We start from the raw sequence: 20013 nt of genomic DNA, 5'->3' as shown, positions 1-20013 counted from the left end.
CCTTTTCATCTTTAAACATATATGTTTTTATTGTTTTCCAATTCCAAGAACAGAAAAATCGAGGTTGATATTATTACCGACTGATGTTTCTGTAACGCTGTGATGTTCGCCGTACGAATGCTCAAACCTTAAGGTAAGTAAGCTTTCTGTAGAACTATTTACTGATATTCCTGAGTTGGAATAATTGCCTCCACCATTAATTTCCAGTAATTCTGTATTTGATAAATTTTTCATAATTATTGATTTTAAATTTATGCTCTTTTAATCCAAAAAAAGGTCCTGAAATAAATCAGGACCTTTTTTATAATTGAGGTTTTAATTCAAATTAGCTGGTTAGGCTTTGGAATAATCCTTGTAAGCTTCCACCAATGTTATTCCCTAAAGAGAACGAGGTTTTACTCGATTCATCTCCGTCTTGGGTTTCGTTAGAGAATGATAATAAATTACCAATTCCGATTGAACCTAATAATCCACCTGAATTTGCTGAATCATTGCCACCTAATAAACCACCACCGTTGATTTCTTTCATTTCGTTTAAATTTAACTCTTGAAGTTTCATAACGTTTTCTAATTTTAATAATGCCTACTCTATTTGAGGTTTTCGGCTAACCCTGCATCACTTGCGCAATGTTTATATAGAAACGACATAATCATCGTTTAGGTTTTCGCAAAAGGCTGATTAGCAACAACTCATCAGAATACATTAAACGACTCAGTTGTTCCTTAATTTACAATATTTAACATTTTAGACCGTTTTCGCGGGCGTGGGTACCTTTAATAGATACTAACATTATTAGCATAAACCACCAAAACGTTGTATTTTTGGCTTTGTACGCATGTTTCCTGCGTAAATTTAATCTACAGAAAACATTGGCACACCAACATCAGCTTATTTTAGATTTCCTTAAAAGTACAAACCAACCTGTTTTTTTAACGGGTAGAGCCGGAACCGGAAAAACCACTTTACTTAAATACATTAGAGAAACTACTGAAAAAAATTACGCAATAGTTGCTCCTACAGCAGTTGCGGCTATAAATGCTGGTGGTGTAACACTGCATTCCTTTTTCCAAATTCCTTTCGGTCCTATTATTCCGGATATGGAAACCAGCGATGATGTGCGATATTCTGTAGAGAAAATGAAGTTGCTTAAATGCCTTGAACTATTAATTATCGATGAAATTAGTATGGTTCGGGCAGATGTGCTCGATTATATTGACATCGCTTTGCGCAAAACAAAAGCCATAAACCGACCTTTTGGTGGCGTGCAGGTTTTAATGATTGGCGACCTTTATCAGCTCTCTCCCATTGCTCACGATGCATGGCATATCCTTAAAAATTATTATGCTAGTCCGTATTTTTTTGATAGCAGAGCGATACTTGCTAACCAGCTTATTACCTTTCAACTGGATAAGGTTTACCGCCAATCAGACCCAACGTTTCTTGATATTTTAAATGGAATTAGGGAAAATACATTAAGCGGTGAGTTGTTGGCTAATCTTAACGAACGATACGATGAAAACCTATCGAACATCCGAAGAGAAGAATACATAACACTTACCACACACAACAATCAGGTTACTCAAATTAATCAAGAATATCTTGAAAAACTTGAGGGCAAAACCTTTCAGTTTACAGCAAAAGTAACAGGCGATTTCCCAAAAGATGCTTATCCGATTGATGAAGTTTTAGAACTGAAAATCGGTGCAAGGGTAATGTTTATCAAGAATGATTCATCTGGCAAAAAACTATTTTATAACGGAAAAGCTGCAGTTGTTAAAGCGATAGATGGAGATACAATTAAGGTTGCCTTTGATAACGATACTGCCGAGCTTGAAATTGATAGAGAAGAATGGCAAAACGTTAAATACAATCTTGATGGCGAGAATAAAATAAATGAGGTAAATACAGGTTCTTTCACTCAATTTCCCTTCAAATTGGCTTGGGCAATTACAGTTCATAAAAGTCAGGGATTAACTTTTGATAAGGCAATTGTTGATGTTAGCTCTTCTTTTACACACGGACAAGCTTATGTAGCTTTAAGTCGTTGCAGAAGTTTGGAAGGGCTGATTTTAAAATCTCCGGTAAAACCAGAAAATATTATTACCGATGATAAGGTTATCAGTTTTACTAATAACGCAATCTTAACTAAACCCAGTGCAGAAACTTTAGCGCAATCAGCAATAAATTATGAGTGGAATCTGATACATGATTTACTCGATTTTAGTGCCTTGGCTAAAAACTGGCTTTTGTTAAAAAAATCTAATTTCCCGAATAACCATGAAAATGTTGCCTTTCATGAGATTATTAATGAGATAGCTAAACCTTTAGAAAGCGAAATTATAGCAATTGGAGACAGATTTATCAAAAAAGAATTAGCTGAACAGTCCAAAATAACACCAGTAAATCACAATTCTATTCTGATTGAAAGATTATCAAAAGCTTCGGTTTATTTCATCCCAAAATTAAAATCGATAATCGATTATGCAGATAAGTTTAACGACATGAACGTTTACAGGGATGAAAAGGCGGAGAAAATAATAGCTAGAATAAGTGACCTCACAAACGATTTAATGGTAAAATCAGCGCTTTTTAAAATCAATTTTAAAAATTTTTCTGCTGATGAATTTGCCAAAATTTATCACAAAGCAGGCAGTAATTATGAGCCTATTCAAACCGGAAGAGTTAAAAAAGTGGTAGAACAATCCAAGGAAATTGTTAACATAAAACTCTATAACGAACTTGTTGACCTAAGGAGAAAGATAAGCGAAAGAAGAAATGTACCTGAACACAATGTACTTTCCGAGCAAACTTTGCAAACCGTTGCCGCCAAATTACCCAAAACTACTGAACAACTTGCTGCAATTAAAGGTATTGGAGTTGGGAATGCGGTAGAAATTGGTAAAGATATTTTGAAACTGGTAAACGGTTATTTAGGAACTTCGGAGTTGTTTTAAAGCTAATTAGACTAATTTTGCTTATACAACTCGTCATTGCGAGGCAAGAAGCAATCTCTATAATCAGATTGCTTCGTGCCTCGCAATGACGGAAATATTAACACAATTCTTCCATTTTTTAGAAGCACAAAACCTGTGCTCATGGGTTACGATACTCCCGCCACCGCTCCAAGTCCTCATTTCGCTGCGCTACCATTCCGGGCTTTACGCTTATGTCGGGGCTATTTAATTTAGGTTCGTGTAAGAAAGTTAAACCAGCTCAAACAGATACAAAGGCCTAACTCGGTCGTCATTGCGAGGCACGAAGCAATCTCTATAATCAGATTGCTTCGTACCTTGCAATGACGGAAAGAGCATATCTATGCTTTAATCAGCGGATTCTTTTCCTTAGCGAATAAATCAAATACCTTTTTATCTACAAAAGAAGGAAACAGCTTATTCATCCACACAGCTAATTTACCTTGGCCAGTAATTATTAAAGTACGCTTGCGCTGCTCAATTCCATCGGCAATAATGCTTGCAACTTCTTCAGATGTCATCATTTTACCTTCATCCATACTGGTTTCACCATGTGCAATGCCATCTTTAGCCAACGCCGTTACCCGAATATTAGAAGCCGTAAAACCCGGACAAGCAACCAAGACGTTTACACCAGTTTTTAAAAGCTCGGTACGTAACGATTCCATAAAACCATTCATTGCAAATTTAGAAGCCGAGTAACCCGTTCTTCCAGGCAAACCGCGATAACCGGCAATTGATGAAATTCCGACAACCGTACCTTTAGTTTTTAAAATCTCTGCTAAGGCATATTTTGTGCAATAAACCGTTCCCCAAAAGTTTACATCCATTAGGTTTTTTAGCACTGATAAATCTAAATCGTTAAATAAAGCACGCATAGATAAACCCGCGTTATTAACCAAAATATCAATTTTTTGAAACGAAACCAGCGTTTGTTTAATTATCAATTCGCAATCTGCTTCTTTACTTACATCAGCCTGAACCGCTACCGCTCTAATTCCGTATCTTTTTTCTAAATCAGCAGTTATTTCGCACAGCGTAACATATTGACGGGCAGCCAACACAAGGTTTGCGCCACGTTTAGCAAATTCTTCAGCACAAGCTTTTCCAATTCCGCTAGATGCGCCTGTAATGATGACAACTTTATCTTTCATTGGTTTGTTCGTTGTTTGGGTTTTTAGTTTTTTGGGTTATTGGATTTTTGGTTTTTAGTTGTTCAGTTTTTTTGGCATGTCCTAATCAACAAAACAACCAACCAACGAAACAACTAAATTATTTCATCATCGCAGTTTCGTAAGGTACCCGAGTAATAATCGAGCGTCCGAGGGTAATTTCATCGGTATATTCCAGTTCACCACCAAAGGCAATTCCTCTGGCAATTGTAGTTACCGGAACATTAAATTCTTTTAACCGTTTGTAAAGATAAAAAAGCGTGGTGTCGCCTTCCATATTCGGACTAAGCGCTAAAATTATTTCTTTTATATCGCCAGCCGAAACCCTTTGAACCAGACTATCTATGTATAAATCTGCCGGACCAATGCCATCCATCGGAGAAATTAGTCCCCCTAAAACATGGTAAACCCCAAAATACTGACCTGTATTTTCGATAGCCATTACATCCCGCGTATCTTCTACTACACAAATCGTTTCTTTATCACGCTTGTGCGAAGTACAAATTTCGCAAACCGTATGGTCTGAAATATTATAACAGATGCTGCAGTTTTTAATTTGCTGTTTTAGTTTGATTAATGTATTTCCAAACTGATTTACCTCTTCCTGTTCCTTATTTAAAAGATGCAAAACCAATCTCAAAGCTGTTTTCTGCCCCACACCAGGTAATTTCGAAAATTCGTTTACCGCATCTTCAAGCAGTTTGGATGAAAAATTCATGGTACAAAAATATGAAATAGTTGTTTGGTTTTTTAGTGCTTTGGTTTTTTAGTTATTTTGTGTGGGAACGAAAAAACTAACAATCTAACCAACCAAACAACTAATATTAATTTCTTACATTTATCAGCTTAAAACCAAATTATGTCACCAACTATTCTATTATGTTTTCTAATCGGCTATTTTTTACTGCTGATTATAATTTCATTCGTTACCTCAAAAGATTCATCCGATAACAATTCATTTTTCGTTGCCAATAGAAATTCAAAATGGTATTTAGTAGCCTTTGGAATGATTGGAACAGCGCTTTCTGGTGTAACTTTTATTTCCGTTCCGGGAGAAGTTGGCGCACCCGCAGGTAATCAATTTCAATATTTTCAGTTCGTTTTAGGTAATGCTGTTGGCTTCATTATTATTTGTACGGTGTTGCTACCGCTGTATTATCGAATGAATCTAACGTCAATTTACAGTTACATAGAACAGCGTTTAGGGCATTACAGTTATAAAACCGCAGCCTCGATATTTTTATTGAGCCGTACACTAGGTTCTGCTACCAGATTGTATCTGGTTGTAATTGTTTTACAGCGTTTTATCTTTGATAATTATGGAATACCTTTTTGGCTTACGGTGTTAATTTCGCTGGCGCTGATTTGGTCTTACACGTTTAAAGGTGGGTTAAAAACCATCATCATTACTGATACTTTACAAACGTTTTTCCTTGTTTTATCAGTTTTTTTAACGATTTATTTCATTTGTAACAGCTTAAATTTCAGCATTCCCCAAGCTTTTGAAACCATAAAAAGTAGCAGTTATTCGAAAATTTTCTTTTTGGATGATTTCTTAACCAACAAATGGTACTTCAGCAAACAGTTTATCGGAGGGATTTTCGTAACCATTGCAATGACGGGTTTAGACCAGGATTTAATGCAGAAAAACCTGAGTATGAGCACAATTAAAGAAGCTCAGAAAAACATGTTCACCTTTACCGGGGTATTCGTAATTCTGAATGTGTTTTTCTTGAGTGTTGGTGCTTTATTATACATTTATGCTGCAAAAAATGGAATTGAAATTCCTTTAGACCATTTAACCGGAAAACCAAGAACCGATTTGTTATTCCCAGAAATTGCACTAAATAGCCTTGGTGCAGTACCTGCAATTATATTTATGTTAGGTTTAACGGCTGCAACATTTGCCACTACAGATTCGGCACTTACGGCTTTAACTACATCATTTTGCGTAGATTTTTTAGGCATGGCAAAGAAGGAAAATATCGATGCTAAAGACGCGGTAAAAAAACGCCATACCGTTCACATTGCTTTTTCTATTTTGATGTTTTTAGTGATAATTGTAATTAATGCCCTAAATAGTTCATCGGTTGTAAGTTTGATTTTTACCATCGCATCTTACACCTACGGACCGCTTTTAGGGCTTTATAGTTTTGGATTGTTTGTAAAAAAACGAGGTTTACATGATAAATTAGTACCGATAGTTTGCATTTTATCGCCTTTTTTATGTTACTTGCTTTCGAGCTACTCCAAAGAAATTTTAGGAGGATATGTTTTTAGCGTTGAGCTTATTTTAATTAATGGCTTAATTACATTTATAGGTTTGCTTTTTATCAGCAAAAAAACTGATGCACAAACCAGATTTTAATATTAGAATACAGTATATATGACGAGTGAAGAAAAAATTAGAAGTGCTTTTGAAAATAAAGATTGGCAGGAAATTAAAGTAACAGATTCCTGGCAGATATTTAAAATAATGGCTGAGTTTGTAGATGGTTTCGAAAAACTTGCAAAAATCGGTCCTTGCGTTACAATTTACGGTTCTGCCCGTACTGCAGAAACAAACAAATATTACAAATTAGCAGAACAGTGCGGTAAACTTTTAACCGATCGTGGTTATGGAGTAATTACAGGTGGTGGTCCCGGAATTATGGAAGCTGGTAATAAAGGTGCGCATACAAACGGTGGTAAATCAGTTGGTTTAAATATCGAACTACCATTTGAGCAGTTTCATAATAAATACATAGACCATAATAAATTATTAGAGTTCGATTATTTCTTTGTACGCAAGGTAATGTTTATGAAATATAGCCAGGGTTTTATTGTATTGCCTGGTGGTTTCGGAACAATGGATGAGCTTTTTGAGGCATTAACTTTAATACAAACCGGTAAAATTGCCCGCTTCCCAATCGTGTTAATTGGCACTGATTATTGGGGTGGCTTAATTGATTGGTTAAAAAATACAATGTTGCAAAAAGAGCACAACATCCACGAAGAAGATTTAAACCTTTTCCGTTTGGTAGATACCGCAGAAGAAGCTGCAGAACATATTTTCAGGTTCTATGATAAGTATGTGTTAAAACCTAATTTTTAGCAGGATTGAGAGGATTTGCAGGATTTTCAAGATTTAAGGATTATTTTGATTTCAAGAATGGCAAGACTGTGATAAAAATTCTATAATTCAGTCATTCAAAATTTAATCATTTCAAGTTAATCCTTCAAAATTCAATCATAAAGTAAAAAAGTGCTTGTTACCGCAAGCACTTTTTTTATTTGCAAACATTATCTGTAACGATTGGTTTATTCGGGAGTCATAAGGGAAAATCTGTTTTAAATGGAGAAAATATTAAATTGGAGAAAAGGATTATTTGATAGTAATTATCAGGTATATGAGCATGCGCTTTTAAAATTTTCGCTAAATTTTAGTTCATTAAAAAATTCGGCTATTGCAACTACACAAAGTGGAATTTATTTATTAAAAAGTGAGGGATATTCAGTTCCGGAAACTAAAATATTAAACAATAAAAACGAAGTTTTAGCTGTGATACGTTATGATTGGATGGCTTTTAAGGCTAAAATATCAATATCTACAGGAGAACAATTTGACTGGAGTTTTCAAAATAGTTGGTTAAGCAGATGGAGCATTAATAACCATGTTGATAAGCAGGTAATTTTTAATTCGACAACAAATAGTGGTTTAATTCACAGCAACGTTGATGATGATTTATTGATTTTTACTGGATTATTTATTCGAGAATATTACTCAAGGCTAATTTATGCCTTAATTCTTTTCGTAATTTTTATGTCGAGTGTAAGAAGTATTTTTTAGTAGAACTATATTCGTTTTGAATAACCAAAATTGTTATTTACAACTTTAAAGGCAATATATGATGATCGTTTAAGGCCAAAGTACTATTTTATCGTTCTACGTTAAACCGGCCTAACATCCCGTACGTACGGGATTGGGGATAAACCGTCCAAGCCAATCCACAAACTTAAATACAAAAATTTTCAGCTGGCAATTTTGTTTCTTTTGTTGTCAAAAGAAAAAAGCCCGTCTGGCCAAGACACAAATTATTAAAAATCCTAAAACAAAATCTCTTTAATTCGTTCAGTCGGTCTGGCAATTACAGCCTTATTACCAGAAACAACAATTGGTCTTTCAATCAATATTGGATTTTCCACCATAACATCAATCCATTCTGAATCAGTTAAGCTTTTGCCTTTATAATTTTCAAGATAAACTCTCTCTCCTTTTCTAATTAAATCAAATGGTTTAATATTCAGCTTTGCTAATAATTCTTCAAGCTGTGCTTTATTTGGATGAGTTTCTAAATAATAAATAACTTCAAACGGCTTTCCGCTATTTTCCAGTTCCTGAAAAGCCTGACGACTTTTTGTGCATCTGTTATTGTGATAAATCTGAATCATTTCTTAACTATAAACCACTTACACCGCCACTAACTACTAATTTCATAGCATCAGCAGCAGTCATATTTAAATCTTTAACTTTATCTCTTTTTACAATACAAAGCTGACCTGCAAATGAATAGGAAAGCGGAAAATAAACTGCAACTTCCTCCGGCAAATCAAGTTTATGCAAATCATTTTGTGTTAAAAAACCGATTTTTTTTAAGCCTCCTTCAACTTCAACCAACACCGGGTGATTAAATTTCTTTTCATCGCCAACAAAAGCTTCAGTTAAATCTTTAATAGAAGAATAGATGAAATTGAGCAAAGGTAAACGCTGCATCATCCGTTGAAACCAATTGTACATTGGTTCTGTAACCAAATTGGTAACGAAAATCCCGGCAAGTAAAATTATGGTTAAAACGGTAAGCAAACCCAATCCCGGAATATTTCTGCTTTCGCCTGTACGAGGATTTACGCCAAGAATATTATTAACATTTAACCAGCTATCAACCGTTGTTACTGCCCAAATTACGATGAAAATACTCACAGCAATAGGTACAACAATTAATAAACCTTTAATTAAATAGTTTATAATGGCTTTCCCGACTTTATTCATGCTGCAAACTTATGAAAAAAAGGGTTAATTGATTGAATTGTTAAATTGGTTAGCAGATTGGTTAAAAAGTTCATTGGTTCATTTGTCATTGGTTAGCATGATTTATAACCTGCAACCTGCCCCAAATGAACTAATTGACCAGTGAACGAATTATCAATAAACAATTTATCAATTCAGCAATTAAACAATTTGCCAATTACTTTAGAATCTGCACCTTGCCCGATAAACTAATGAACCATTGACTAATTAACAGTCAGCATCCTGCCCAATGAACTAATGAACCAATGACAAATGAACTATCGACCAATTATTCGTAAAAATAAACCCGTTTTACTCTTTGAGAAATGTTGGTTAAAATCTCGTAAGGTATTGTGTTAATTTGTTTGGCAAGTTCCATAATGCTGTGTTCCTGATTAAAAACGATTGCTTCATCTCCAGGTTTTACATCTATTCCAGTAACATCGAGCATTGTCATATCCATACAGATTGAGCCTATTGTTGGCACCAAATAACCGTTAATCAGCATTTTTCCAGTGCCATTTCCAAAAGCACGATTGTAACCATCTGCATAACCGATTTTAACGGTAGCGATTTTTCCTCCGGCAGGTAAAATACCTTTTCTACTGTATCCAACGGTTTCACCTGCATCTAAAATTTTAACCTGTGTTACAGTTGTTTTTAAAACCATTGTAGTTTGCAAACCTCTATTATTAACCAACGCCGCATCAAAACCATACAAACCAATTCCTAAACGAACCATATCCATTTGAGCATTTGGCCAGCGACTAATACCTGAAGTATTTACAATATGAAACAATGGTTTGTAACCTAAAACTTCAACCAAATTATTTGCAATTTCATTAAATTTATCAATTTGCTGTTGAGTAAAACCATCATGCTCTGCCTCTCCGCTTGCCACCAAATGAGAAAATATACTCTGAACTTTAATGCGTTGCGAATTTTTAAGTATTTCGGATAATTTCTCAATTTCAGAATTATCAAAACCCAAGCGATGCATCCCACTATCAATTTTAATATGAACCGGATAGTTAAAATCGTAATCTGAAAGTGCATTCAGAAAGCTATTTAAGATTTCTAAACTGTAAATTTCTGGCTCGAGATTGTGTTTAATAATTGCTTCAAAAGCAGATATTTCCGGACTCATTACCATTATTGGCAAAGTTATCCCTGCTTTACGCAAAGCGATCCCTTCATCGGCATAAGCTACGGCCAAATAATCCACTTTGTGAAACTGAAGTAAATTCGCGATTTCAAAACTTCCGCTACCGTAAGAAAAAGCCTTTACCATTGCCATGATTTTAACTCCTGAACTGATTTTAGAACGATAGAATTGCAAATTGCCAACCATCGCATTTAAATCAATTTCTAAAACCGTATCGTGGATTTTTTGTGTAAGCAGTTTACTAATTCTGCCAAATTCAAATCGCCTTGCGCCCTTAACTAATATCGTTTCGTGATTAAACTGCAAGCCAGGAAATGCCTCAACAAAAGCATTGGTATCTTCAAAAAACTGGGTTTCGAGGTTAAACAGGCTTGCATATTTACTAATGTGCGTTCCGATTCCGATTAAACGGCTAACCTTTTTCTGCACAAGCAAATCTGCAATTTCTGTATATAAATCTAAATCATCTTTACCGGTTTCAAATAATTCTGATAGGATTACTGTTTTCTTTGGATGTTGATTTTGCTGATTCAAAAAATCCAAGGCAATTGCCAAGGACGAAATATCGGCACTGTAAGAATCATCAATAATAGAACATTGATTAATGCCGTTTTTCAGCTCCAAACGCATGCTAACATGACTTAGTTTCTCCAATCTGGAATCTGCCTGTTCTGCGGAATATCCCAAGGCAAGCAAAGTTGCCCAACATACAATACCGTTTTCTATTGAAGCCTTATCTCTAAAGGGCAACATACATTCAATTTCGCGATCTTGATAGATAGCTCTTAAATAACAATTATTTTCTATTGGCTCAACTGCAATAATTCGCAAATCTGCACCTTGGTTACTGCTCCAGGTAAAGTGTTTTTTACCCGGCAAATCTTTAAAATTAACCTCAGTTACATAATCTGGAGAATAAATTAATAATTCAGAATCTTTAAAAAGCTTTAATTTTTCGTTTAACTTCTCCCTTTTAGAACTAAAACCTTCTGCATGAGCTTCGCCGATATTGGTCAAAATCCCAATTTGGGGCTTAATAATTTCGGCAATAGCTTCCATTTCATTTTCGGCAGAAATACCTGCTTCGAAAATTCCTAAGGTATTATCGGCTTCAATTTGCCAAATAGAAAGCGGAACACCAATTTGAGAATTATAACTTTTAGGACTGCGAACGATATTATAATCGACCGCTAAAAGCTGATATAACCATTCTTTAACGATTGTTTTACCGTTACTTCCGGTGATACCGATTGTTTTTAAATCAAAATGATTTCGATGTGTAGCTACTAATTTTTGCAAGGACGCCAGAACATCAGCAACTAATAAAAAATTACATTCTGTATATTGGTTGATGTATTTTTCTTCGCTGATTACAAAATTCCGAACACCTTTACTGTATGCATCACTAACAAATTCATGTCCGTTTCTATGAGATTTCAGCGCAAAAAACAGTGAATTTTCTGGCATTAAAACCGAACGACTATCTACAATCAAATACTGAATAATAGCTTGTTCATCAGATAATTTTGCATCAGCATGTAAAATTTGGGCAATGTTAGAAATGGTATATATCGGATTCTGCATGGTGTTAAATTCAGAAAAATGTGATAATCGTTTTTATTTTTACGAATTTCAGTAAATAATTATGAAAAGCGGTAAACAAGAGGGAGCAATATTAGATAAAAAACAGGCATTAGCCAAAGCTGAAAATTTTTGTGTGTACCAGGAACGTTCACAAAAGGAAGTTCGGTATAAATTGGTAGAATGGGGAATTAGAGGAGATGAACTTGAGGAAATTTTATCGGAGTTGATTACGAACAACTTCCTTAACGAGGAACGCTTTGCAAAACAGTACGCATCAGGAAAATTTAACATCAAAAAATGGGGAAGAATTAAAATTAAACAGGGTTTAAAATTAAAAGGTGTTCCGGATAGAATTTTACAAAAAGCGTTATACAGTTTGGATGATGATGATTATATGCAGACTTTAGAAAATTTAGCCCTTAAAAAGGCAGGAACAATTGCAGAATCTAATCCGCTGAAAAGAAAAATCAAGCTTATGAACTATCTTCAGGGAAGAGGATTTGAAAATGATTTAATTTTACTTGCGCTGAAAGCCAGCAATTTAAACTAAATATTAAATTTTTAATAAAAAATCTCTTGACAGAAATATAAATCTGTCTATATTTGCATCACCAAAACGAAACAGCATATCGGTTTTGTTAATGCGAAAGTAGCTCAGTTGGTAGAGCACGACCTTGCCAAGGTCGGGGTCGCGAGTTCGAATCTCGTCTTTCGCTCTAAATGCCTTCTTACCAGGAGGCATTTATTTTAAAAGGTTAATCGCCTGCTCGGGTGGTGGAACTGGTAGACACGCAGGACTTAAAATCCTGTGCTTTCAAAGGCGTGCGGGTTCGATTCCCGCCCCGAGTACTTCAAAAAAAAATCGAAGCTAAAGCCATCAGAAATGATGGCTTTTTTTGTTAGCATATTCTTCTAATCTGGTTTTGTTTTGTTTTGTTTAATTTTCAGAGAGCAAGAAATAACTTATTTTTCAATCCTATCATATAAGATTTTTATATTATCAACTAAAGTTCTTTCATCGTCAAAATGAATGTAGTGACCTGCCGAAGAAAGATAAAATAGGCCACCTGCTTTTCCAGAGGAATGAACTAATCTCCTCCATCTTTCCATATTGGAAGAATTTTTAATATGAAAAAAAAGTTCATGGTCATAATCTTTACTCCTTTGCGCAACTGGCACTTCAAATTTTCCACCCACAAAAAAAAGTAATGGTACAGAGGGTAATGGCAAACTGGTAATCTCTGCAAAATCTGTTTTACGTAATTCATTCAAAACCCTCCGCTCACTCCATGGACCAAAGTTCAAAGAATCAACTTTCTGAACAGGTTGATAGAGCCTGTTATGTAGCATGACTTCGATTTTATTTTCCGGGATACCCATTTTTCTAAAAATGTCATTCCAATCCTTTTTTGTTTCAGTAAAATCTGCAGGGTCTATAAATACCATTCCTGAAATTTCCTTTGGGTATAAACCAGCGAATGCTCTAATGTAGACACCACCTAATGAATGTCCGACTAATAAATATGGAGGCTCAATCTTTAGATTATTTAAAATTTCATGCAAACTTTCTGCAACAAAACTAATAGTGGGCATTTTGAAAATCTTATTTGTTTTGCCTATTCCAGCACGATCATAAGCAAAAACTGGGGCAAACGATGATATTTGGTTTATCATCCCCTTCCAATTCCCAAGATCAACTCCCATCCCACTTTCAAAAACAATGACTGGAGCATTTGCTTTTCGCTTTTCTATCCCAGAAACAAATACATTATATTTATGTCCATTGACTTCAACTAATTTTTCTTGCGAAAACAATTCCGTTGAAAATATAATAATACACCAAGAGAATAGCATCCTTATCATATGATTTTTCATTATTTATAAATTTAAAATTAGAAAAACTTCAACTCATTTCTTTACTGAAGCATACTATCAAATTTACATGCAAATGATTGCTTAAATATTTAATCATTAATTTTCAGCAGGTATTCGTTGATAGAAGATAATTTATGAATTTAAAGTAACTGATGGACAATTAAAATTATTTTTAAATTTTATTTTAAAACAAAATTTATATTTCTATATTTGCAACCCCAAAGGAATACGACATACTGTATTATTTTGCGAAAGTAGCTCAGTTGGTAGAGCACGACCTTGCCAAGGTCGGGGTCGCGAGTTCGAATCTCGTCTTTCGCTCTAAATGTTTTCCTACCAGAAAGCATTTATTTTAAAAGGTTAATCGCCTGCTCGGGTGGTGGAACTGGTAGACACGCAGGACTTAAAATCCTGTGCTTTCAAAGGCGTGCGGGTTCGATTCCCGCCCCGAGTACTTCAAAAAAAATCGAAACTAAAGCCATCAGAAATGATGGCTTTTTTATGTTCTAAAATCCCTAAACATAACTTAATTATTACCTGGGTTAAATGTTTGTTAAAACACTTTTCGCTGACAAACATTCTCCTTCTATCTCCGTTATTTATTCAATTATTAAAATAAAATATCATGTCTATAATAGAAAATAAGGTAGCCGTTGTTTCGGGAGCAGGCTCAGGTATTGGAAGAGCAATTGCCATTAACTATGCAAAAGAAGGTGCAAAAGTTGTTGTTGCAGATATTAACGATGAGCATGGCGAAGAAACTGTTAGTTTAATTAAAAATAGCGGTGGTGAAGCCATCTTTGTTAAAGCAGATTCATCAAAAGCTGATGAAAATAAAAAACTAGTTGATGCTGTAGTTGAAAAATACGGTCGCTTAGATATTGCCTGCAATAATGCTGGTATGGGCGGACCAGCAAAACCGACAGGTAAATACGAACCAGAAGAATGGGATAAGGTAATTGCTTTAAACCTAAATGGTGTATTCTATGCCTGTAAGTATCAGTTAGAACAAATGGAGAAAAATGGCGGTGGTTCAATTATAAACATTGCCTCTATACATAGCCAAGTTGCAGCGCCAAATAGTCCGGCTTACACGGCTTCAAAACATGCCGTGGTTGGTTTAACTAAAAATATTGCTGCAGAATATGCAACAAAAAATATAAGATGCAATGCAGTTGGGCCAGGTTATATTGAAACTCCACTCCTTTCGGCAAACTTAGACAAAGCTGCCCAAGATGCAATAGCATCAAAAAGTCCAATTAACAGATTGGGTAAACCTGAAGAAATTGCCGATTTGGTTACATTTTTAAGTTCTGATAAATCATCATTTACTACAGGAAGTTACATCATAGCCGACGGAGGTTATACAGCCATTTAGTGTTATATTAATTATTCAGCTCTGGATTTAAATCCAGAGCTTTTTTTGTACTAACTAATTTGTAAAATGGATTTTATAAATTTAAACGCAAAAAACATAAACAAATAAACTTGTAACCTGTTATATTCGTGCAAATAAGAAGAAGAATCATCCCCATTAATGAATCAATTAAATTCTCCACTTTTTAGAGCAATTTTTAATAATAAGGCTCCAAGAATTATACTTGCCGCTGATGCTCCCGATTTTCATATCCTGGATTATAATGAAGAGTTTAAAAAAGCTACTTATATAACAACCAGAGATATAAAAGGATTAAAAATAATTGAGGCATTTCCAATTGATGATGATAATCAAGATAGTAGAGTTTTAATTGATGGATTAATTTCAGCGATTGAAACGAAACAAATCGTTAATCTTCCCTCTTTTCAATACAATATACCTGATAATGATTTAAAATCTACGAAAACAAGTTGGTGGCAATCTGAAATTGTTCCGGTAATAGATAATAAACAAGTAGAATATTTACTGGTTACAACCAATAATATTACCGATGAAATTTTAGGTAAAAATGCACTTAACGAGTCGTTAGAGCGAGAGCATAAGCTCAATAGAGCACTTGCAGATACTCATGAAGAATTAGCTGCATCTAATGAAGAACTACAGGCCAATTTAGAAGATCTGCTGAGTACAAATGAAGAGCTAACTTTATCTCGAAGAGCACTGCAAACGTTAAATGACGAATTAGAGCTCAGAATAGAAAAACGAACTGTAGACCTGGAATCGAGCAGGTTGTTAATGCAAAACATCATTCAAACCACGAATGTTGCAATGACTTTGCTCAAAGGCCGAGATTTAATTATCGAACATCCTAATCCTCCGATGATTAAAATCTGGCAAAGAAAACTAGAAAATGTTCTTGGTAAAAAGATAACTGATGTATTCCCAGAATTGCAACAGCAAAGATTTCCAAAATTATTAGCTGAGGTTTTTGAAACAGGTAAGAGAATTGCAATGCCAGAAGTACCGGTTGATATATCTTACGAAAATGGTGAAATGGATTTAATTTATGTCGATTTCTCTTATGACCCGATTTTCGATAAAAACGGTGAAGTAGAATACATCCTAGCTACTGTAAATGATATCACTGATAAGGTTAAAAACCGAAAACAGCTAGAACAAAGTGAAGTTGAATTACAAGCAACAACTGAAGAACTTGCAGCATCAAACGAAGAACTCTCTGCAACGAACGAAGAATTAGCAACTACCAACGAGGAATTACAAGAAGCACAGGAAAGTCTTTTTCTTAAAAATGAAGAATTATCTGAAACTGAAGAAAGTTTAAGATTGGCTCTAGCTTCGGGTAATTTAGGTATTTACAGTATTGAACCTGAAACAGGTAAATTCGATATTTCTGCAAAGGCCAGAGAGTTTTATGGCTTGCCAGAAAAGGGAAAAATTACTTGGGCAGATGTCATCAACACTGTTGTTCCTCAATATTTGCCTGTTATAGAAAAAGCCCGTGATAACGCTCTATTAACTAAACAGCCATTTGATGTGCAGTACCCAATATTACAAAGCACCACAAATAAAATAAAATGGGTACGCGTAGTTGGTAAAAGTATTCCAAAATCAAATAACAGAGTTGCTCGCTTTCTTGGCGTTATTTTAGACATTACGCCTGAGATAGAATATCGCCATACACTTGAAGAAAGCGAATCCAGGTTTAGAAATATGGCCGAAGCAACTGATGTTTTTATTGCCGTGGGCGATGAAACCAGCAATGCCACTTACTTTAATACGTCATGGACTACACTTACCGGGCGTAGTATGGAAGATTTATTAAAGTATGGCTGGGCAGATTTGATTCATCCAGAAGATAGAGACAGATATATAGAAATTTATCTGGAAGCATTTAAAAATACATCGCCGTTTACGGGTGAGTTTAGGATTTTAGATAAAGAGGGAAATTACAGCTGGCTTTTAGCAAAAGGTAGTCCGAGGTTTAATAAAAATGGAGAATTTGCCGGCTATATAAGCTCAAGTGTAGATATTTCAGAATTAAAGAAAGATGAAATCAGAAAAAATGATTTCATTGGTATGGTTAGCCACGAACTTAAAACACCTTTAACCGCAATAAGTGGTTTTGTACAGGTTTTGCACTCGAGAGCGAAAAAAAATGATGATTCTTACGCATTAACAGCACTAAACAGAACTTACAACCAGGTAAAGAAAATGACCGTAATGATAAACGGCTTTTTAAATGTCTCTCGTTTAGAATCTGGTAAATTATTAATAGAAAAGAGTGATTTTCAACTTGATGAGCTAATTAAAGAACTTGTTGAAGAAAGCGATTTGGTTCAGTTTTCCCATAAAATTAATCTATCTGTTTCACAACCCATTATGGTTAATGCCGATAGAGATAAAATTGGAAGTGTGGTATCTAATTTACTAAGTAACGCCGTAAAATATTCACCTTCTGGTACTGACATCGATGTTAGATGTGAAATTTTAGATGGCTACGCTTTAGTAAGTATTACTGATGATGGAATTGGCATTGATAAAGAAGACGTTGATAAGCTTTTTAACAGATATTACAGGGTTGGTAAACACCACACTATATCTGGTTTTGGTATTGGCCTTTACCTCAGCTCAGAAATTATTGAGCGACATAACGGAAAAATCGGCGTAGAGAGTGAAATTGGAAAAGGCTCTACTTTCTATTTTGAAATTCCATTAGCTTAAAAATAAGCATTTTCTAAAAGTACCCCTAAAATCGGCTGGTTTAACCTTTTTCAATTACGAAATCTTAGTATAACTTTATACTATAAATTTTATTAATCTATATGGAAAAGATAACAGTTGAATCGGTAATTAATGCTCCGGTTGATAAAGTATGGACTTTATGGAGCGAACCTGATCACATTAAAAAATGGACATTTGCTGCTAGCGATTGGCATGCACCTTATGCTGAAAATGATTTAAAAACCGACGGAAAATTTAAAACAACAATGGCTGCTAAAGATGGCAGTGTGAGTTTTGATTTCGAAGGAATTTACATAAATGTAGAAACGCATAAAAGAATAGAGTACGCATTGGCTGATGGAAGAACAGTACAAATTGTTTTTGAAGCTGATGGCGATACGACTAAAATTACAGAAACATTCGACCCTGAAAATCAAAATCCAATTGAAATGCAACGTGGAGGATGGCAATCTATTTTAGATAATTTCAAGAAATACACTGAAGAAAATTAATCAAATTCTAACTAAAAGATTCTTTTTGAAGCATTAAGAATCTTTTAGTTGAAAAACCTCCCCCATTTTAAGTAACAATATGATTATTATTTGATTTTAATAACAATTGGTTTGACTTAAATAGTAGGATATTGCTTTCATAATTTACATTTGTGTGTAAATTATACACTATGCCACGTATATCCTTTTTATATCTCATCTCATTTTTATTTTTTACCGGATTATTAGAAGCAAAAGGTCAAATCTTAACCCTTAAAGATGCTGTAAATACTGCATTATCAAATTATGGAACCATTAAAGCAAAAAATAATTATGCTGAAGCTTCCAAGTCTATCATCCAACAAGCCAAAAGAGAATATCTTCCAAATCTAACCTTAATTGCTCAACAAGATTATGGAACCGTTAACGGACAAAATGGTCCTTTGTATGGTTTGGGATTGGGTACAGCATCATCTGGTCCGGCTTTGGAACGTCAAAACTGGAATGCAGCTTTCGGCTCACTTTATCTGGCTAATATAAACTGGGATTTTTTCACCTTTGGTAGAATAAAACAGCGAATTGCAGTTGCTGATGCGGTTTATAAAAGAGATAATAATGATTTAGAACAAGAGAAATTTCAGCACGAAATCAGAGTTACCGCAGCATACCTAAACCTACTGGCAGCCCAGCGTTTAACAAAATCTCAGGAAAAGAATTTATCAAGAGCCTTGACTTTTAAAAACACGGCAGTTGTAAGGGCTAAAAATGGTTTAATTGCAGGCGTAGATTCTTCATTTGCAAGTGCAGAAGTTTCAAATGCAAAAATTGCTTTAACAAAAGCAAAAGATGTTGAGCAAGAACAAGCCAATCGCCTGGGTGTTTTATTGGGTGTTACAGCAACAAGTTTCATTTTAGATACCGCAGCAATAACCAGAATCCCTTCTGATATGCTTGCAGACACTTTAAAAAGTTCACATCCAATATTAAAGTTTTATCAAAATAGAATTGATGTTAGCCAGCAACAAGTTAATTACTTCAAAAGGTTATACTATCCTACATTTTCATTCTTTGGAGTTACACAAGGCAGAGGCTCTGGCTTTAGCTCTAACTATCTTTTAGATCAAACGGCATTTTCAAGAAGTTACGTTGATGGTATTAATCCAACAAGGGTAAATTATTTACTTGGCGTTGGAATGACCTGGAACATCAGCACTTTATTAAAAAACCGACCACAAGTTAAGGCACAACAATTTACCACACAAGGATTACAAAATGAGTATGAACTTGTTGACCAGCAATTACATGCACAACTTGCATTGGCAGAGGCGAAGCTAAAAAACGCATTAAATAATTATAATGAAGCACCAATACAGGTCAAAGCTGCATCCGACGCCTATCTGCAAAGAAGCGTGCTTTATAAAAATGGTTTAACCACAATTGTTGATTTAACGCAGGCACTTTTCACCCTAAACAGAGCTGAAACGGATAGAGATATTGCATACACAAATGTTTGGCAAGCTTTACTGCTTAAATCTGCAGCACTAGGTAATTACGAGTTATTTCTGAATGAATTTTAAGAACAAAAA

At 34.8% G+C, this 20013-nt stretch carries 17 protein-coding genes and 4 tRNA genes; 13 read left to right on the top strand and 8 right to left on the bottom strand.

All coding sequences use genetic code 11. From position 1 onward, the window contains the following. Positions 1-27: 27 nt before the first annotated feature. Positions 28-234, bottom strand: a complete 207-nt coding sequence (locus ACO05K_RS04060; protein WP_421943184.1) for a hypothetical protein — start codon at positions 232-234, stop codon at positions 28-30. 91 nt (positions 235-325) lie between these two features. Next, positions 326-559, bottom strand: coding sequence for a hypothetical protein (locus ACO05K_RS04055; protein WP_290244540.1), 234 nt, complete (start codon positions 557-559; stop codon positions 326-328). Positions 560-822: 263 nt separating this feature from the next. Here ACO05K_RS04055 and ACO05K_RS04050 point away from each other — a divergent pair, with 263 nt between their 5' ends. Continuing rightward, the gene (locus ACO05K_RS04050; RefSeq protein ID WP_421943183.1) at positions 823-2955 is read left to right on the top strand and encodes an HRDC domain-containing protein; all 2133 of its coding nucleotides are present in this window, start codon (positions 823-825) and stop codon (positions 2953-2955) included. A 359-nt stretch (positions 2956-3314) separates the two neighbouring features. Here ACO05K_RS04050 and ACO05K_RS04045 read toward each other — a convergent pair whose 3' ends face one another. Both ACO05K_RS04045 and recR read right to left on the bottom strand, forming a co-directional pair. Next, a complete protein-coding gene (locus tag ACO05K_RS04045) occupies positions 3315-4127 on the bottom strand; it encodes an SDR family oxidoreductase (RefSeq protein ID WP_421943182.1) in 813 nt (270 codons plus the stop codon). Positions 4128-4245: 118 nt separating this feature from the next. Further along, positions 4246-4863 (bottom strand): recombination mediator RecR, encoded by a 618-nt coding sequence (gene recR, locus ACO05K_RS04040; protein ID WP_421943181.1) that lies wholly within the window; start codon positions 4861-4863, stop codon positions 4246-4248. A 141-nt stretch (positions 4864-5004) separates the two neighbouring features. Here recR and ACO05K_RS04035 point away from each other — a divergent pair, with 141 nt between their 5' ends. The 3 genes from ACO05K_RS04035 (at position 5005) to ACO05K_RS04025 (ending at position 7974) form a co-directional block, all read left to right on the top strand. Then, a complete protein-coding gene (locus tag ACO05K_RS04035) occupies positions 5005-6513 on the top strand; it encodes a sodium:solute symporter (protein ID WP_421943180.1) in 1509 nt (502 codons plus the stop codon). A gap of 18 nt (positions 6514-6531) precedes the next feature. Further along, on the top strand, positions 6532-7239 hold the full coding sequence (locus tag ACO05K_RS04030) for a TIGR00730 family Rossman fold protein (RefSeq protein ID WP_421943179.1): 708 nt from the start codon (positions 6532-6534) through the stop codon (positions 7237-7239). Between the two features lie 240 nt (positions 7240-7479). After that, on the top strand, positions 7480-7974 hold the full coding sequence (locus ACO05K_RS04025) for a hypothetical protein (RefSeq protein ID WP_421943178.1): 495 nt from the start codon (positions 7480-7482) through the stop codon (positions 7972-7974). A gap of 257 nt (positions 7975-8231) precedes the next feature. On the opposite strand, the gene arsC is transcribed toward ACO05K_RS04025, so the two are convergent. The 3 genes from arsC to ACO05K_RS04010 all read right to left on the bottom strand — a co-directional run bounded on the left by arsC (position 8232) and on the right by ACO05K_RS04010 (position 11941). Continuing rightward, entirely contained in the window at positions 8232-8576 is a 345-nt protein-coding gene (gene arsC, locus ACO05K_RS04020) for an arsenate reductase (glutaredoxin) (RefSeq protein ID WP_421943177.1), read from the bottom strand. A gap of 7 nt (positions 8577-8583) precedes the next feature. After that, entirely contained in the window at positions 8584-9174 is a 591-nt protein-coding gene (locus ACO05K_RS04015; RefSeq protein WP_421943176.1) for a DUF502 domain-containing protein, read from the bottom strand. A 307-nt stretch (positions 9175-9481) separates the two neighbouring features. After that, positions 9482-11941 (bottom strand): bifunctional UDP-N-acetylmuramoyl-tripeptide:D-alanyl-D-alanine ligase/alanine racemase, encoded by a 2460-nt coding sequence (locus ACO05K_RS04010; RefSeq protein ID WP_421943175.1) that lies wholly within the window; start codon positions 11939-11941, stop codon positions 9482-9484. A gap of 61 nt (positions 11942-12002) precedes the next feature. Here ACO05K_RS04010 and ACO05K_RS04005 point away from each other — a divergent pair, with 61 nt between their 5' ends. The 3 genes from ACO05K_RS04005 (at position 12003) to ACO05K_RS03995 (ending at position 12790) form a co-directional block, all read left to right on the top strand. Beyond that, positions 12003-12491, top strand: a complete 489-nt coding sequence (locus tag ACO05K_RS04005; RefSeq protein WP_421943174.1) for a regulatory protein RecX — start codon at positions 12003-12005, stop codon at positions 12489-12491. Positions 12492-12584: 93 nt separating this feature from the next. After that, positions 12585-12657: transfer RNA gene (locus ACO05K_RS04000), tRNA-Gly, on the top strand. 49 nt (positions 12658-12706) lie between these two features. Then, positions 12707-12790, top strand: a tRNA-Leu gene (locus ACO05K_RS03995). Between the two features lie 114 nt (positions 12791-12904). Here ACO05K_RS03995 and ACO05K_RS03990 read toward each other — a convergent pair. Beyond that, entirely contained in the window at positions 12905-13816 is a 912-nt protein-coding gene (locus ACO05K_RS03990) for an alpha/beta fold hydrolase (protein WP_421943173.1), read from the bottom strand. Between the two features lie 248 nt (positions 13817-14064). On the opposite strand from ACO05K_RS03990, the gene ACO05K_RS03985 reads away from it, so the two are divergent. The 6 genes from ACO05K_RS03985 (at position 14065) to ACO05K_RS03960 (ending at position 20004) form a co-directional block, all read left to right on the top strand. Continuing rightward, positions 14065-14137, top strand: a tRNA-Gly gene (locus ACO05K_RS03985). A gap of 49 nt (positions 14138-14186) precedes the next feature. Beyond that, positions 14187-14270, top strand: a tRNA-Leu gene (locus ACO05K_RS03980). A gap of 171 nt (positions 14271-14441) precedes the next feature. Then, entirely contained in the window at positions 14442-15194 is a 753-nt protein-coding gene (locus ACO05K_RS03975) for an SDR family NAD(P)-dependent oxidoreductase (protein WP_421943172.1), read from the top strand. A gap of 159 nt (positions 15195-15353) precedes the next feature. Next, positions 15354-17936 carry a PAS domain S-box protein gene (locus ACO05K_RS03970; RefSeq protein ID WP_421943171.1) on the top strand — a complete coding sequence of 861 codons (2583 nt, stop codon included), beginning with the start codon at positions 15354-15356 and terminating at the stop codon, positions 17934-17936. A gap of 101 nt (positions 17937-18037) precedes the next feature. Continuing rightward, entirely contained in the window at positions 18038-18448 is a 411-nt protein-coding gene (locus tag ACO05K_RS03965) for an SRPBCC family protein (RefSeq protein WP_421943170.1), read from the top strand. A gap of 170 nt (positions 18449-18618) precedes the next feature. Continuing rightward, positions 18619-20004 (top strand): TolC family protein, encoded by a 1386-nt coding sequence (locus ACO05K_RS03960; protein WP_421943169.1) that lies wholly within the window; start codon positions 18619-18621, stop codon positions 20002-20004. Positions 20005-20013 lie beyond the last annotated feature (9 nt).

It is taken from the genome of Pedobacter sp. (genome assembly GCF_965227205.1).
Lineage (GTDB): Bacteria > Bacteroidota > Bacteroidia > Sphingobacteriales > Sphingobacteriaceae > Pedobacter.
This window is presented reverse-complemented; position numbering and strand designations above follow the sequence as displayed.

Coding starts and splice junctions, on each gene's coding strand:
- ACO05K_RS04035 (WP_421943180.1), top strand. CDS start 5,005: ATGTCACCAACTATTCTATTATGTTTTCTAATCGGCTATTTTTTACTG.
- ACO05K_RS04010 (WP_421943175.1), bottom strand. CDS start 11,941: ATGCAGAATCCGATATATACCATTTCTAACATTGCCCAAATTTTACAT.
- ACO05K_RS04025 (WP_421943178.1), top strand. CDS start 7,480: ATGGAGAAAATATTAAATTGGAGAAAAGGATTATTTGATAGTAATTAT.
- ACO05K_RS04060 (WP_421943184.1), bottom strand. CDS start 234: ATGAAAAATTTATCAAATACAGAATTACTGGAAATTAATGGTGGAGGC.
- ACO05K_RS03990 (WP_421943173.1), bottom strand. CDS start 13,816: ATGAAAAATCATATGATAAGGATGCTATTCTCTTGGTGTATTATTATA.
- ACO05K_RS04055 (WP_290244540.1), bottom strand. CDS start 559: ATGAAACTTCAAGAGTTAAATTTAAACGAAATGAAAGAAATCAACGGT.
- ACO05K_RS03975 (WP_421943172.1), top strand. CDS start 14,442: ATGTCTATAATAGAAAATAAGGTAGCCGTTGTTTCGGGAGCAGGCTCA.
- ACO05K_RS04005 (WP_421943174.1), top strand. CDS start 12,003: ATGAAAAGCGGTAAACAAGAGGGAGCAATATTAGATAAAAAACAGGCA.
- ACO05K_RS04030 (WP_421943179.1), top strand. CDS start 6,532: ATGACGAGTGAAGAAAAAATTAGAAGTGCTTTTGAAAATAAAGATTGG.
- arsC (WP_421943177.1), bottom strand. CDS start 8,576: ATGATTCAGATTTATCACAATAACAGATGCACAAAAAGTCGTCAGGCT.
- recR (WP_421943181.1), bottom strand. CDS start 4,863: ATGAATTTTTCATCCAAACTGCTTGAAGATGCGGTAAACGAATTTTCG.
- ACO05K_RS03970 (WP_421943171.1), top strand. CDS start 15,354: ATGAATCAATTAAATTCTCCACTTTTTAGAGCAATTTTTAATAATAAG.
- ACO05K_RS03965 (WP_421943170.1), top strand. CDS start 18,038: ATGGAAAAGATAACAGTTGAATCGGTAATTAATGCTCCGGTTGATAAA.
- ACO05K_RS04045 (WP_421943182.1), bottom strand. CDS start 4,127: ATGAAAGATAAAGTTGTCATCATTACAGGCGCATCTAGCGGAATTGGA.
- ACO05K_RS03960 (WP_421943169.1), top strand. CDS start 18,619: ATGCCACGTATATCCTTTTTATATCTCATCTCATTTTTATTTTTTACC.
- ACO05K_RS04015 (WP_421943176.1), bottom strand. CDS start 9,174: ATGAATAAAGTCGGGAAAGCCATTATAAACTATTTAATTAAAGGTTTA.